This is a genomic window from Streptomyces sp. NPDC014861 (genome assembly GCF_043081625.1).
GTDB lineage: Bacteria > Actinomycetota > Actinomycetes > Streptomycetales > Streptomycetaceae > Streptomyces.
In genome coordinates, this window is the sequence record NZ_JBIBWV010000001.1 from 548,529 (window position 1) to 561,786 (window position 13,258).

The 13,258-nt window shown below is 73.7% G+C and carries 13 protein-coding genes; 4 read left to right on the forward strand and 9 right to left on the reverse strand.

The window, feature by feature from the left end; translation table 11 throughout:
- Window positions 1-5: 5 nt before the first annotated feature.
- The 8 genes from ACF1BN_RS02360 to ACF1BN_RS02395 all read right to left on the reverse strand — a co-directional run bounded on the left by ACF1BN_RS02360 (window position 6) and on the right by ACF1BN_RS02395 (window position 8,094).
- Complete coding sequence (locus tag ACF1BN_RS02360; protein WP_392329697.1) at window positions 6-1,145, reverse strand: ThiF family adenylyltransferase; 1,140 nt, start codon at window positions 1,143-1,145, stop codon at window positions 6-8.
- Between the two features lie 234 nt (window positions 1,146-1,379).
- Complete coding sequence (locus tag ACF1BN_RS02365; RefSeq protein WP_392329698.1) at window positions 1,380-2,543, reverse strand: acyl-CoA dehydrogenase family protein; 1,164 nt, start codon at window positions 2,541-2,543, stop codon at window positions 1,380-1,382.
- A gap of 10 nt (window positions 2,544-2,553) precedes the next feature.
- Window positions 2,554-3,462: a 4'-phosphopantetheinyl transferase family protein gene (locus ACF1BN_RS02370; RefSeq protein ID WP_392329699.1), complete on the reverse strand. Its 909-nt coding sequence runs from the start codon at window positions 3,460-3,462 to the stop codon at window positions 2,554-2,556.
- A complete protein-coding gene (locus ACF1BN_RS02375) occupies window positions 3,447-4,166 on the reverse strand; it encodes a class II aldolase/adducin family protein (protein ID WP_392329700.1) in 720 nt (239 codons plus the stop codon). The genes ACF1BN_RS02370 and ACF1BN_RS02375 overlap by 16 nt, the downstream gene beginning before the upstream one ends.
- Window positions 4,163-4,927: a hypothetical protein gene (locus ACF1BN_RS02380; RefSeq protein ID WP_392329701.1), complete on the reverse strand. Its 765-nt coding sequence runs from the start codon at window positions 4,925-4,927 to the stop codon at window positions 4,163-4,165. The genes ACF1BN_RS02375 and ACF1BN_RS02380 overlap by 4 nt, the downstream gene beginning before the upstream one ends.
- Window positions 4,917-5,186, reverse strand: coding sequence for a hypothetical protein (locus ACF1BN_RS02385; RefSeq protein ID WP_392329702.1), 270 nt, complete (start codon window positions 5,184-5,186; stop codon window positions 4,917-4,919). Before ACF1BN_RS02385 ends, ACF1BN_RS02380 begins: the two co-directional genes overlap by 11 nt.
- A 131-nt stretch (window positions 5,187-5,317) precedes the next feature.
- Window positions 5,318-6,739, reverse strand: coding sequence for a class I adenylate-forming enzyme family protein (locus tag ACF1BN_RS02390; RefSeq protein ID WP_392329703.1), 1,422 nt, complete (start codon window positions 6,737-6,739; stop codon window positions 5,318-5,320).
- Window positions 6,736-8,094 (reverse strand): nitroreductase family protein, encoded by a 1,359-nt coding sequence (locus tag ACF1BN_RS02395; protein WP_392329704.1) that lies wholly within the window; start codon window positions 8,092-8,094, stop codon window positions 6,736-6,738. The genes ACF1BN_RS02390 and ACF1BN_RS02395 overlap by 4 nt, the downstream gene beginning before the upstream one ends.
- A 448-nt stretch (window positions 8,095-8,542) precedes the next feature.
- Here ACF1BN_RS02395 and ACF1BN_RS02400 point away from each other — a divergent pair, with 448 nt between their 5' ends.
- The 4 genes from ACF1BN_RS02400 to ACF1BN_RS02415 are packed head-to-tail and all read left to right on the forward strand — an operon-like array spanning window position 8,543 to window position 12,616.
- Window positions 8,543-9,904, forward strand: coding sequence for a condensation domain-containing protein (locus ACF1BN_RS02400; protein WP_392329705.1), 1,362 nt, complete (start codon window positions 8,543-8,545; stop codon window positions 9,902-9,904).
- Window positions 9,897-10,895 (forward strand): ABC transporter ATP-binding protein, encoded by a 999-nt coding sequence (locus tag ACF1BN_RS02405; RefSeq protein WP_392329706.1) that lies wholly within the window; start codon window positions 9,897-9,899, stop codon window positions 10,893-10,895. Before ACF1BN_RS02400 ends, ACF1BN_RS02405 begins: the two co-directional genes overlap by 8 nt.
- A gap of 49 nt (window positions 10,896-10,944) precedes the next feature.
- The gene (locus tag ACF1BN_RS02410; protein WP_392329707.1) at window positions 10,945-11,766 is read left to right on the forward strand and encodes an ABC transporter permease; all 822 of its coding nucleotides are present in this window, start codon (window positions 10,945-10,947) and stop codon (window positions 11,764-11,766) included.
- A gap of 34 nt (window positions 11,767-11,800) precedes the next feature.
- Window positions 11,801-12,616: an ABC transporter permease gene (locus tag ACF1BN_RS02415; RefSeq protein WP_392329708.1), complete on the forward strand. Its 816-nt coding sequence runs from the start codon at window positions 11,801-11,803 to the stop codon at window positions 12,614-12,616.
- A 112-nt stretch (window positions 12,617-12,728) separates the two neighbouring features.
- Here the strand turns inward: ACF1BN_RS02415 and ACF1BN_RS02420 are convergent, their stop codons facing one another.
- Window positions 12,729-13,229, reverse strand: coding sequence for an SRPBCC family protein (locus ACF1BN_RS02420; RefSeq protein ID WP_392329709.1), 501 nt, complete (start codon window positions 13,227-13,229; stop codon window positions 12,729-12,731).
- Window positions 13,230-13,258: the final 29 nt, after the last annotated feature.

Here is a 13,258-nt window from a genome sequence, read left to right on the forward strand (position 1 = left end):
CCCCCTCAGTACGTGGGCATCTCCGGGTCGATCCGCTCCGCCCAGGAGAGGATGCCCCCGCCCAGGTGGACCGCGTCGTGGTGGCCGCTGCGCTTGACCACGGCCAGGACCTCGGCGGAGCGGATGCCGGCCCGGCACAGCAGCACGGTCCTGCGGTCCGTGGGCAGCCGCGCCGCCGCGTCACCGTGCAGGAACTCCCCCTGCGGCACGAGCACCGAACCCGGCAGGTGGGCGAAGGCGTACTCGTCCGGCTCACGGACGTCGACCAGGTGCACCGGCGCGTCCGCGTCGAGCAGTTCCCTCAGCTGCTCGACGGAGATCGTGGACTCCCGCGCGGCCTCGGTCGCCGCGGGCGAGAGCAGGCCGAAGAAGGGCTCGGCGGCGGTGGGCTCGGCCGGGCGCGCGACACGCTCCCGCGGGCGCAGCGGTACCGTCGCGCACACGCCGCCCAGGGCGTCGTACTCCATCACCCGGCCGACCAGCGGCTCGCCCCGGCCGGTGAGCAGTTTCACCGCCTCGGTGGCCAGCGCGACCCCCAGCCAGGCGCCGACCACCTTCAGCGCGCCGGACACGCCGCGGAAGTAGGGGACGGGAGGCGTCGGGAACAGATCCCTGATGCCCGGTCCGTGCCGGTCCCAGAAGACCGACACGCGCCCCCCGGTGGCCCCCATGGAGCCCCACACGAAGGGGATCCCGGCCTCGGCGCAGACGTCGTCGACGAGCTGACATCGGGCCGGATCCTCCCCCGCGCACACCACGAGGTCGTAGTCCCGGACCAGTCCGCGCGCGCGGGGCAGCTCGAACCAGCTCTCCGCCACGGTGCGCACCGCGGGATGGGTGCGCCCGAGCGCGCGGGCCCAGGCCGCGGCGCGGTCCGCCGGTTCCTCGTCCGGGAGTCCGAGGTAGCGGTCCCACGGCTCCGTGGGCGAGCCGTCGGCGACGCCGATCGTCCCCACACCGGCGTCGGCGAGATGGGCGATGACCGGCGCGCCGATCTCGTCGGCGCCGACGACCAGGACCCGGCCCGCGGCGAGGCGGCGCTGCCCCTCCGAGCCGTGTCCGGCGAGGATCATCTGGTGTGCCTGGCGGTGCGGTTCTCCGGTGGGCAGGTCGGTGGCGGGTCGCGCCAGCGGGGGGAGCGGCATGCGGGTCTCCTGTGGGTGTCCGGAAGCGGTGGCGGCTGCTGGGCGCCGGTCTCGAAGGACCGGCCGGGTACGCGGGGGCTCAGCGGCACGGCGGTGCCCGCCCCCGCGCCGCGCGCCGGAAGCGGTCCGGCGGCACGGCCGGCTCGCCGCTGCCGGGCGCGGCGGGACCGGGGGCCCGGCGGCGTCCCTCCGTGGCCGCTGCCGCCGCCGCGGTCGTCACCCGTGGGGCGCCGGTCACAGCGAGGTCGAGATCACCAGGCGCTGGATCTGGTTCGTGCCCTCGATGAGCTGGAGCAGCTTGGCCTCGCGCATCCAGCGTTCCGTCGGGTGGTCGGTCACGTATCCGTACCCGCCCAGGACCTGGACCGCGTCAATGGTCACCCGCATCGCCGTGTCGGTGGCGAAGAGCTTGGCCTTCGCGGCGGCGGCCGAGGAGTGTCCGCCGGCGTCCAGCCGGCGGGCCGCGTCCAGCAGCAGGGCGCGGGCGGCGGTGACCTGGGTCGCCATGTCGGCGAGCATGAAGCCGATCCCCTGGAAGGAGATGATCGGCTTCCCGAACTGCCGCCGGGTCTTCGCGTAGGCGACGGCGTAGTCGAGCGCGGCCTGGGCGAGGCCCACCGCGCAGGCGGCGATACCGAGGCGCCCCCGGTCGAACAGGCCGGTCGCGATCAGGAAGCCCTTGCCGGGCCTGCCGATCCGCCGGTCCTGGGCGATCTCCGCCTCGTCGAAGACGATCTGGGCGGTCGGCGAGGAGCGGACCCCCATCTTGCGCTCGGGGGCCTGCGGGTGGATCCCCGGTGTGTCCGCGGGCGCCAGCAGCAGGGACAGGCCGCGCACCCCGTCGCCCCCGGTGCGGCAGAACACGTTGTAGTAGTCGGCGGCGCCCGCGTGGCTGACCCAGGACTTGACGCCGTTCACGACGTAGTTCCGCTCTCGCGGGGTGGCCGTCGTCCGCAGGGCCGAGATGTCGGAGCCGGCCTCCGCCTCCGAGATGCAGTTGGCGCCGAGGAGTTCGCCCCCCAGCATGTCCGGGAGCCAGGCGGCCCGCTGCTCCTCGGTGCCGAAGGCGGCCAGGCCGTAGCAGGAGAGCACGTGGATGTTGACCGACTGGGCGACTCCCAGCCAGTGCCGGGCCAGGGTCTCCAGCACGGTGAGGTACACCTCGTGGGGCTGGCCCCCTCCGCCGTACCGCTGCGGGTAGGGCAGTCCGAGCAGTCCGGCCCGGCCGAGCGTCCTCAGCACCTCGCGGGGGAAGGTCCCCTCGGCCTCGAACCGCTCCACCCTGGGGTCGAGTTCGGCTCCGGCCAGCTGCCTCACGAGGTCGAGCAGGTCGAGTGCCTCCTCCGTCCAGGCGGGTCCGGTGGGCCGGGGGTGGCGGGTGGGTGCGGTGGCGGGCATGGCGGCGTCCTCACGGGGGTCGGTTCGTGCTTCGTCGGTTCTTCGGGGGTGCCGGGGCGAGGGGGCGGGCGTCGCCCGGGCGGGAGCGGGGTCCGGCGTCCCGGGAGCGCGGTCGCAGCGCGAGCGCCACGGGGCAGCCCTGGAAGGGGGGCAGGCGGTACCAGTGCGCGCCCTCCCAGTCGCCCCGCCGTGCTCGCGGGGGCACCGGGATGCGCCAGAGGTCGGCGCCGACCCGCAGGCCCAGCGTCTTCGCGCACGCCTCGCGCACGGTCCAGGCGTCGGCGAACGCGTGGAACGCGTCGGCGGTCCGGACTCGCCGCTGGTCGTGGCCGGGGTCGGCGACGGGCGCTCCGGGGTCGGGGGCGGGCACTCCGCGGTCGGGGGCGGGCCATCCGGGGGCGGCGGCGGGCCATCCGGGGGCGGGCGCGGCGGGGTCGCGGCCGTCCCGTCGGTGCCCGGGGGCGGCCGGAGGGACGGTCCCGGATCCGGCCACGCCGTAGCGGAGCAGCAGGCCGGCACTCACCGGGACGGGGATCTGGATGTCGATGCCCACCTCGCAGCCGTGGGCGGCCGTCACGGCGATCCGGCCGGCGCTGTGCGAGATGCTGACGTCCACCTCCCGGGCGCTCAGGCAGATCGGCCGCCCGCCGCCCCGGGTGCCGATCCGCACCTCGTCGACCGGGGCACCGGTCAGCTCGGCCACGGCCAGGCGCACCAGGGTCCGGCCCGCGAGGAATTCCCCGCGGCGCGCGGCGGACGGCGCGGGCGGCGCCTGCGGGTCGTCGTACACCCCCGCGGTGGTCCGGGGGTTCGCCTCGTCGACGCGGCCCAGCAGCGTCACCGTCCTGGCGTCGCCGTGCGCGAGGGGGCGCACGACCGGCCGGCCGGTGAAGCCGGCGGGGATCAGGCCGGCAGCCACTGCTCGGCCTCGGGCCACCGTCGTACGGCCCGGCGCACCGCGTGGTCCCAGTAGGAGCGCACGGACAGGTCGGCGTAGATGAAGTCCTGCTTGAGCCGGACGTCCTCGGGACTGGAGTGGTGGAATCGCAGTCCCGTGGAGTGCGCGGCGAGTTGGAGGCGGCAGGCGCGTTCCAGCACCTGCGCGAAGATCGCGGCGTGGCGCACGCTCTTGCCGACGATCACCCCGCCGTGGTTGCGCAGGAACACGGCGCGGCCGGTGTCCCCGAGTTCCTTCGCGATCCGGTCGCCGGTGGCGATGTCGAGCACCGTGTTGCTGGTGGTGGTGAAGAGGCCGGTCGCGTCGACGAAGTAGGAGCCCTCATGGGAGAGCGGGCGCAGTTCGAGGTCGCAGGCACCGAACAGCAGGGTGTACGGGGCATGGCTGTGCACGATGCCGTTGACGTCCGGCCTGGCCCGGTAGATCGCCTGATGGAGCGGGAGTTCGGGGGGCGCCGCGCGGGGGGCCCGCTGTGTGTGGTCCACCGTCGCGGTGACGGTGTCCTCCGGCCTGACCTCGTCGAATCCGCAGAGCGCGTTCTTGATCAGGAAGGTGTCCGCGCCGGGGATCCTGGCCGATATCTGTCCTTGGTTGAAGTCGTCGTGGCCGTCGAGGGAGAGCATCCGCCCGCCCAGGGCGAGCTGGTTGGCCAGCCTGCGTGTCATCGGAGGGCCTCTCTCATGGGGTGGTCGTCACCGGGGCTCGTCGACAGGTCCTGGAAGAAGTCGTCCACGGCGATCAGGCCGGGCGGACTCCCCGGCAGACGCCGGGCGAGGGCCAGGGCCGTACGGGCCACCGCGCGCAGAGAGGTCACCTGGTGGTGGACGGTGAGGGCCTCGTCGGTGCCCCAGGTCCAGGTGATCGCGTGCTCACTGACCTCCGGGCCGCCGCGGCGGAGTCCCAGCGTCGCCTCCGGCCGGCCGCCGGCGTCCGTCCACGCCGTGGCGAGCCGTTCGGCCGTCGCGCTGACCCGCGCCGTCTTGCGGACCGGGTGACGGTCCAGGACGTCCACGTGGGGGGCCGTGGAGTGGTGGACGCCGGCGACCAGGGCGGCCAGCCTGCGCTGGAGGTAGCTGCCGAACGAGAGGTTGACGGCTTCGAGCACGGGCACCGCGGCGGCGACCTCGTCGAGCAGGCCCGCGTGCAGCGGCCGCAGGGGGGAGACGCACTCGACCAGCGGCACCTCGTACCGCAGGCAGTACGCGGCGACCTCGGGGAAGCCCTCGGGGGCGCCGGCGTCGACGAGGACGTCGGGCACGGACGCGACGGTCCAGCCGGTACGGGCCCGTGCCCGCAGGCTCACGGGGACGCGCGCGTCCGCGCACGCCTCCAGCAGCGCTCCGCCGAGCCGCCCCGCCCCGACGACGCCCACGGTGAGGGGCGGGTCGTCGTGCGGGGGGCCGGCCGGCGCCGCGTCAGCCGGCATCGGAACCGAGCTCGGCCAGGACGGCGGCGGAGATGCCGTCCACCGTGCCGAGCGCCTCGGCGCCCTCGTCGGCGTCCAGGAAGACGCCGAACTCGTTCTCGATGGCGTCGAGGAGGCGGATGTAGGAGAGGGAGGTGTAGTTGACGGCTTCCAGCACACCTCCGTGCGCCTCGATGTCCGAGACGCTGATGTCGCCTTCGTGGGACGAGATGATCAGGCGGAGCACGCCCTCACGTATCAGCTGCGGGCCGGCGGACATGACTGACTCCTCGGGACGGGGCCGGCGGACGTCGCCGCCGGCCGCGGATGCCCCGGCGGGGTGCCGGGGAGCGCGGGGTGGAGGGGATAGCGGGTGGAGGTGTGGCCGGGGTGGAGGGGTGGGCGACGGGCTCAGGGGGAGCCCGCGTCGAAGAGGCTGCGCAGTTCGTGGAGCACCGGCTTGCCGATCACCGTGGTGGGGATGGCGTCGACGACCCGGATCAGCGTGGGGACCTTGTGGGCGGGCAGCCTGTCGCGGACGCGCAGGCGGACCTCGTCGGCGCCGAGCCCTTCGCGCAGGACGAGTACGGCGGCCACGGCGGGCTCGCCGTGCTGATCGGGCACTTCGAGGACCACGGCCCGCTCCACGCCGGGCACGGCGCTGACGACGTCGCCGACCTCGACCGGGTCGACCTTCCGGCCGCCCACGTTGATCATCCGGTGGGAGCGGCCGGTGAGCACCAGTTCTCCGGCCTCCAGGCGCCCGCGGTCCCCCGTGCTGTAGTGGCCGCCACCGTCGATCCGGCTCTCCAGCAGGCCGGGGGCGTTGAGGTAGCGGGTGGCCATCGAGGCGCTGCGCACATGGACGGCCCCGTCGCCGTCGACGGTCCCCCGGGTCCGGATGTCCACGCCGGGCAGCGGGCGGCCCAGGCTCCGCGCCGAGGTGGCGGTGGACCAGGTCAGCGGTCCGGCCTCGGCGACGCCGTAGTAGTTGCCGATCGGGACCCCGGTCAGTTCGGTGAAGCGCTCCTTGGTGTCCGCGCGCAGCGGAGCCCCGGAGGAGATGGCGACGCGGACGGAGGCGAAGTCGGCGCGGCCCCCGCCGGTGCGGACGAAGGAGTCGTAGAGGGCCGGGAAGGCGACCAGCCGCGTGGGTCGGGCTTCGGCGACGAGCCGGCGGATCCGGCCGCTGGTCGGCAGCCCGTGCGACAGGAGCAGCCGGGCGCCGACCAGGAAGCTGGACAGGAGGGAGGTGTTGAAGGCCAGTCCGTTGGACAGCCCCGCGCAGCACAGGACGCGGTCGTCGGCGGTCATGGCGGTGCCCACCGCCCAGTTCTCCGCCGCCGCGCGCACCGCCCGGCCGGAGAACTCCAGGCAGTTGGGCCGGCCGGTGGTGCCCGAGGTGAAGCGGCAGACCTCGGTGTCGGGGTGCAGCGGGTGACGGCGCTCGGCGGTACGGAGGCGCGTGGCGGTCAGGCCCGGCAGCGCGGGGATCGCGTCGCCCGCCGTGCCGCGGTCGTGGAGCAGCAGGTCGAGCGAGCAGTCCTCGTGGATCCGTTCCAGTTCGCTGTCACTGGCCGAGGCGTCGATGAGGAACGGCACCGCCCCGGCGTGGAGGACGCCGAGGTAGGCGGTCACCCAGGTGGTGCTGTTGCGCGCGGCCAGACCGATCCGGGGGCGGTCGTCCACGGCCCGGACGCCGCTGAGCCACGCGGCGGCGCGGGAGCTCCGCTCGTGCAGGGCGCGGTGGTCGACCGAGGAGTCGGGACCGGACAGTGCCGGACGGTCCGCGTACCGCTCGGCGCAGCGGGTGAATACGGCGGCGAGGGTCATGAGCGCTCGTTCTGCGCGTAGGCGACCGAGAGGCGGTCGAGCTTCTGGGCGTCCGGTGTGTCCACGCCCATGGCGACCGCGTACACCACGTCGTGGTCGGCGGGCAGGCCGGCCAGTCGCCGCCATCGCTCGCTGTCGAATCCGCCGACGCCCGTGACCGCGAGGCCGCGCCGGGCCGCCTCCAGATAGACCAGTTGGGCCAGCGCCCCGGCGTGGTGGAGCACCGTCCAGAGCTGCGAGCCGCCCGCCTCGTCGATGAGCGAGGCGGTGGGTGCGTGCAGCAGCAGGACCGCCGACGCGGCGGCCAGGTGGCGTTGGGCCATGAACGCCTCGGCCACCGACGCGTCGGACAGCTCGGGCAGCCACCGTACGTCCGGGCCGGCCGGACCGGTGGCCTCGGCCTCCGGGGGCTCCTCCTGGCGCAGGACCAGGGTGGCCCGGGGCGGCGCTTCCGCGTCGGGGAGCACGTCGCCGAGGACGGAGAGGGCGCGGTCGACGGTGGACAGCACGTCCCGCGCGAGAAGGGTGCCGGGGGCGAACCCGGTGGCGGACCGACGGTCGTGGAACGCCGTCCGCGGTACGAGGGGCGCCCTGTCTCCGCGCCGCGGGGCCGTCGGTGGCGGGACGGCCGTGCAGGGCGGGCGAGCCGGCGCGCCCGCGGGGTCGTTGACGAGCGACTCCCAGCAGAGCCGCTCCAGCCAGTGCGGCTGCCGGCGCAGCGAGGCGGGCCGGCCGGCGCGGGCGTCGCGCACCACCCAGCCGGGCGGTTCGGCGCCGGGGACGTCGCCGGTCGGCACCGCGGTGACGGCCAGCGTCGAGTGCGCCTCCGCGCATTCGCCGTACTCGCTGACCAGAGGCTCTAAGCCCTGCGGGCGCCGGCGCAGCGCGATGCCCGCTCCGAGGCTGTCGGCCGCCAGCGCGAGGTTCATGTGCAGGTGGGCGGTGTCCAGCTGGGTGTAGAGGTAGCCCCGGTCGCCGTACTTCCGCATGGACAGCCAGGGTCGGGTGGCCAGCACGATGACCGCGCCGTCCTCGGGGACGGCGAGCGCCGCTTGGCGGAGCGCCTCGTCGATCCGGGGCCCTCGGCTGAGCAGCTGGCAGTGCCGGCGGCCCGGGTCGACCTGGTGGAGGCCGGTCGTGCCGGCGTCGTCCCTGGTCAGGATGTAGCACTCGTAGGGGTACGAGGCGCCGGCCGAGGGCACTGCCCGGCGTGAGCCGTCCGTACCGACCATGCCCAGGTCGAGCACGGCCAGGGCGGTACGCAGTCCTGCGTCGGGCGTGAGGGCGGGCGGCCATCCGCCCCCCGCCGAGTCGACCGCCATCCGTGTCCAGAGCGGTTTTGCACGGACTTCCATCGTGATCTGCTCCTCGATTCCTTGGGGATGCAGCCCTGCGTGCGGCCTGGAGTGCGGCCCCGGTGACGGGTGCCGACATCCAGCGGGATGCAAACTATGCATGGAATCCAGCAAAATCAAGATGGCTGTGAATCGCTCTTACGAATCCCTCGCACCCGATCGCCCCCTGGCGTACGCGCACCACTGCGGGGATTCATGGAGGAAATTACCCAAAAGGGAGCGACGGGAGGACCGCGACCTGCGCAAGCTCTCGACGCCATCAGATCTACAGCGTCCACATGTCAAAAAATTCAGCTGAGACTGTTGAGAAATATCTCTGCTTCACGCCATTCTTGAGCCCGCTCGGGGCGGGACGCTCCGGCGAGCAGGACAAAGGGGATGAGGATCGGTGACAGACCCAACGACCGCCCGCGTGCGGTTCCACGGGGGCCACCCCCGTACCGGGCCCATGACCTGGGGTCAACGCGCCATCTGGGAGGTGATCCGCCGACTGCCGCCCGACGACGACTCGCTGAACCAGGTCGGCTGGGCACCCGTCGGTTCCGCCACCGCGGCCCAGGTGTGCGACATGGTCCGGCTGCTCGTGGAGCGGCACGAGTCGCTGCGGACGACCTACGCCGACCAGGACGGCGCCCCGGCGCAGCACGTCGCGGCCTCGGGCGAGATCGGGTTCCTGCTCTCCGAGCTCGGACCGGGAGACCTCGCGGAGGCCGTCGCCCCGCTCGCCGAGCGCGTCCGGGCGGGCGCCTTCGACAACACCGCCGGACTGCCGGTGCGTGCGGCGATCGGACTGCGCGCGGGCGCGCCGGCCGCCGTGGTGCTCGCCGCGAGCCACCTGGCGGTCGACGGCTGGAGTTTCCAGATCGTCATGGACGAACTGCGTGCCCTGCTCGCCGCGGGCCCGGACGGCGCCGCGACACTGCCCGAGCCCTCCCGGCAGCCCGTCGACCGGGCCGGGTTCGAGGCGTCCGAAGCCGGCGGCCGGCGCGAGAGACGCACGCTGGACTACTGGGCGCGCCAGGCGAGCACGGTGCCCGCGAGCATGCTGGCGACCACCTCGACACCGGAGCAGACCGACCGGGACTGGGCGCACCTCGACTCCCCCGCCCTGGCGCTGGCCGCCCACGCGCTCGCGGGACGCGGCCGCTGCAACACGGCCACGGCGCTCCTCGGTTCGACCGCGCTGCTGCTGGCCTCCTACCTCGGTGAGCCCGAGGCCGCGCTGCGGGTCATCGTGTCGACCCGCTTCAAGCCCGAGGACGAGGAGCTGGTGGGGGCCTTCAACCAGAACGCGATCGTCCGCCTGCCGCTCGCCGACGAGTCCGCCGAGCAGTTCCTCGCCCGTGCCGCCCGCACCGCGTTGAACGCCTACCGGCACGCCGAGGCCTGCCCGGTCAGGATGGAGGAGCAGCTGGAGGAGATCGCCCGCCGTCGCGGCATCGACCCCGGCGGCTACTGCTTCTTCAACGACATCCGGTTCAGCGCCGAGGAGCGCAACGCCCCGGCGCCCCCGATCGACGCCTCGAAGCTGCCCGAGCAGCTGGAGGAGGCCCTGCTCCACACCCGTCTGGTCGTTCCGGACAGCGAAGGACAGCAGTCCGGGGCCAAGTTCTTCCTCTTCCTCGACGGACTGCGCGAGTCCTGCGCGCTGACCCTGTGCACGGACCCGCGTTTCCTGCCCGCCTCCGCCGGCGACTTCCTGCGGGATCTGGAGCAGTTGATGGTGCGGGCGGCCCAGCACCCCGGCACCCCGGTCGGCGAACTCGTCGACCGTTTCCGACGCCACCCGCAGGGAACCCGGCATGCCTGAGACCACCCGGACCACCGAGACCACCCCTCAGCCGGGGAGCGCGGCGCCGGGACCGGCCCCGCTGATCCGCGCGGAGGGACTGCGCAAGCGCTACGAGGCGGCTCGCGGCGAGGGGTTCACCGCCGTCGCCGGCATCGACTTCGCGGTCCGGCCCGGGGAGGCCTTCGGGATCCTGGGCGCCAACGGCGCCGGGAAGTCCTCGACCATGCGCATGATCGCGTGCACCTCGCCGGCCACCGGCGGGAGCCTGGAGGTGCTCGGGCTCGACGCGCGGACCGAGGGCGCCCGGATCCGCGCCCGGATCGGCGTGGTCCCGCAGGACGACACCGTGGACGTCGAACTGACGGTCAGGGAGAACCTGCTGATCTACGGGCGCTACTTCGGACTGCCGAAGGCCGAGATCCGGCGGCGCGCCGCGGAACTCCTCGACTTCGCACGGCTGACCGACAAGGCGGACGAGCGGGTCGAGGCGCTGTCCGGCGGCATGCGGCGACGCCTGACGATAGCCAGGGCGCTCATCAACGAACCCGAGATCGTGCTCCTGGACGAGCCCACCACGGGCCTCGACCCGCAAGCACGCCACCTGCTCTGGGAGCGCCTGTTCCGGCTCAAGGACGACGGCATCACGCTCATCCTCACCACCCACTACATGGACGAGGCCGAGCAGTTGTGCGACCGGCTCGTGGTGATGGACGGGGGGCTGATCGTCGCCGAGGGCTCGCCCGCCGGACTGATCGAGCGGTACTGCACCCGGGAGGTGCTCGAACTGCGCTTCGGCCCGGGCGAGCGCGAGGCCATGACCGACAGGGCGCGCGGCCTGGTGGAGCGGATCGAGGAACTGCCCGACCGCCTCCTCCTCTACACCGACGAGGCGGAGGCCACCTTGGCGGGCGCCCACGCGCGCGGCGTCGTCCCGCTGACCGCACTGACCCGCAGGGCCGGTCTGGAGGACGTCTTCCTCACCCTGACGGGCCGCAGCCTGGTCGACTGACGCGCCGCCGCCCCCGCCCACCGTCCAGGCGCCGCCACGGAGAGTACCGATGACCACGCATGCCTCCCGCTCCTTCGCCCCACCCGGTCGTGCCCGCACCGTCCCGCCCGCTCTGCGCGAGTTCGCGTACTGGCTGCACCGCTACCGCCGCACCTGGCGCGGCACCGTGGTGCTGAACATGGCCAACCCGCTGCTGTTCCTGACCGGCATCGGCGCGGGACTGGGCACCCTCGTCAACCAGAACAGCGGTGCGGGCCTCGGCGGCCTGTCGTACCTGGCCTTCCTCACTCCGGGCCTGCTCGCCGCCTCCGCCATGCAGACCGCCTACATCGACTCGGCCCACCCCGTCCACCAGTCGACGCAGCCCGGGGGGCACTACCGGGCGGCGAGTGCCACACCGCTGTCGCCCGTCGACATCTACTACGGGCACCTGCTGTTCAACCTTTTCAAGGTGGCGCTCTCCGCCACGGCCTTCACGGCGGTGGCGGCGGCCTTCGGTGCCGTCGACGCGCTCCGGGCCCCGCTCGTGGTGGCGGCGACGCTGCTGGTCGGAGCCGCGTTCGCCACGCCGTCCGCCGCGTGGGCGGTGACCGCGAAGCGCCAGCCGACGGTGCTCGCGGTCCTCCGGTTCGGCGTGATGCCGATGTTCATGTTCTCCGGCACCTTCTTCCCGCTGTCGCAACTGCCCGGCTGGCTCCAGCCGGTGGTGCAGGCGACGCCGCTCTGGCACGGGGTCGAGCTGTGCCGTACGGCCGCGCTCGGCACCGGCACCGCGGCGGGCACCGCCGTCCACGTCGCCTACCTGGCCGTGCTGGCCGCCGTCGGGCTGCTGCTCGGCCGGCGCACCTATCGGCGGCACCTGCACTCCTGACCACCAGCACTCACCCCTGAAAGGCAGGGATCCCATGTCGGCCGTGCTGGGCCCGCACCTCTCCACCCGTTCCGCTCCGGCCCCGCGCTCCGGAGGCGTCCTGGCGATGGTGGAGCGCAATCTGATGATCTACCGGCACAGCTGGCTGCTCCTCGTGGCCGAGATCTTCGAGCCGGTGCTCTATCTCCTCGCCTTCGGCGTCGGCATCGGCGGGCTGGTCGGCGGCGTACCGGGCCTCGCCGACACGGCCGTGCCCTACGCGGAGTTCGTCGCTCCCGCCCTGCTCGCCACCACGGCGATGAACGGCGCGATGAACGAGACGACGTTCAACCTGTTCGGCAAGCTGAGGACGAACCACACCTACGAGTCGATCCTGACGACGCCGATGACGGTGCGCGAGGTGGCACTGGGCGAAGTCTGCTGGGCCCTGCTGCGCGGTGCGCTGGTGGCGGTCGGGTTCCTCGTGACCGTGACCCTCTTCGGCCTGGTGCACAGTCCGCTGGTGCTGCTCGTCCTGCCGGGCGCGCTCCTCGTCGGGTTCGCCTTCGCCGCGCTGGGCCTGGCCGTGGTGACCTTTCTGCGGGACTGGCAGGACTTCCAGTACATCCAGTTGGCCATGCTGCCGATGTTCCTGTTCGCCACCACCTTCTACCCGCTGGAGGTCTACCCCCGGCCGGTCCAGCTGCTGGTGGAATGCCTGCCGCTGTACCAGAGCATCGAGCTCATCCGGCAGCCCTCACTGGGCGAGTTCGGCGTGGAACTGCTGATCCCGGCCGTCTACCTGCTGACGCTGGGCGTCCTCGCCCTCATGCTCGCGTTCCGTCGGCTGGACCGGACCCTGCGCGGCTGAGCGACGCCGGTACGGGCGCGGACCGCGGCGGGCCTCAGCTCCCCGGAGGCGCGGGCGCTGACCGCAGCAGGCTTCAGCGACCCTGAGGCGGGGGCGCGGACCGCGGTCGGCCTCAGCGCCCCGGAGGCGCGGGCTCGGTGGCCGCCGTGCGGGCGATGCGGCTCAGGGTGGTGCGCATGCCGGCGCGGTTCACGGCGACGCGCCGGGCGGTGTTCGTGCCGGCGAAGACGGTTCCGAGCAGCTCGGCGACCTTGGCCCGGCGGCCCCCGGTCCGCAGGTCCTCCCAGAACTCGGTGAGCCGCGTCCCCTCGCCGTTCGGCTCGAACCGGTACCCCCAGCGGGCGATGGGAAGTCCGAGGACGTCGATGTCGAAGACGAACTCGCGGCCCGGGACGGCCCGGACCACCCGCCCGAAGGTCGGCCAGGCGAAGGGCCCGCGCCGGTTGAACCCGACGAACCGGGTACCGACGCGCGAGGGAGTCCGCGGCACCCACACGTAGCGGCATTCCGGGCTCCAGCGCCCCATGTTCCGCAGGTCCGACACCCAGGCGTAGACGCGCGCCGGCGGGGCGTCCACGTCCGTGCTCTCCTCCAGGCTCCACTGCCGTTCCACGGCGGTCCCCCCTCACGCGGTACGGAGCG

Bases quoted from the DNA above. Each gene is read 5' to 3' on its own strand.
- ACF1BN_RS02360 (WP_392329697.1), bottom strand. From the start codon at position 1,145: ATGCCGCTCCCCCCGCTGGCGCGACCCGCCACCGACCTGCCCACCGGA.
- ACF1BN_RS02365 (WP_392329698.1), bottom strand. From the start codon at position 2,543: ATGCCCGCCACCGCACCCACCCGCCACCCCCGGCCCACCGGACCCGCC.
- ACF1BN_RS02375 (WP_392329700.1), bottom strand. From the start codon at position 4,166: ATGACACGCAGGCTGGCCAACCAGCTCGCCCTGGGCGGGCGGATGCTC.
- ACF1BN_RS02380 (WP_392329701.1), bottom strand. From the start codon at position 4,927: ATGCCGGCTGACGCGGCGCCGGCCGGCCCCCCGCACGACGACCCGCCC.
- ACF1BN_RS02385 (WP_392329702.1), bottom strand. From the start codon at position 5,186: ATGTCCGCCGGCCCGCAGCTGATACGTGAGGGCGTGCTCCGCCTGATC.
- ACF1BN_RS02390 (WP_392329703.1), bottom strand. From the start codon at position 6,739: ATGACCCTCGCCGCCGTATTCACCCGCTGCGCCGAGCGGTACGCGGAC.
- ACF1BN_RS02395 (WP_392329704.1), bottom strand. From the start codon at position 8,094: ATGGAAGTCCGTGCAAAACCGCTCTGGACACGGATGGCGGTCGACTCG.
- ACF1BN_RS02400 (WP_392329705.1), top strand. From the start codon at position 8,543: ATGACCTGGGGTCAACGCGCCATCTGGGAGGTGATCCGCCGACTGCCG.
- ACF1BN_RS02405 (WP_392329706.1), top strand. From the start codon at position 9,897: ATGCCTGAGACCACCCGGACCACCGAGACCACCCCTCAGCCGGGGAGC.
- ACF1BN_RS02410 (WP_392329707.1), top strand. From the start codon at position 10,945: ATGACCACGCATGCCTCCCGCTCCTTCGCCCCACCCGGTCGTGCCCGC.
- ACF1BN_RS02415 (WP_392329708.1), top strand. From the start codon at position 11,801: ATGTCGGCCGTGCTGGGCCCGCACCTCTCCACCCGTTCCGCTCCGGCC.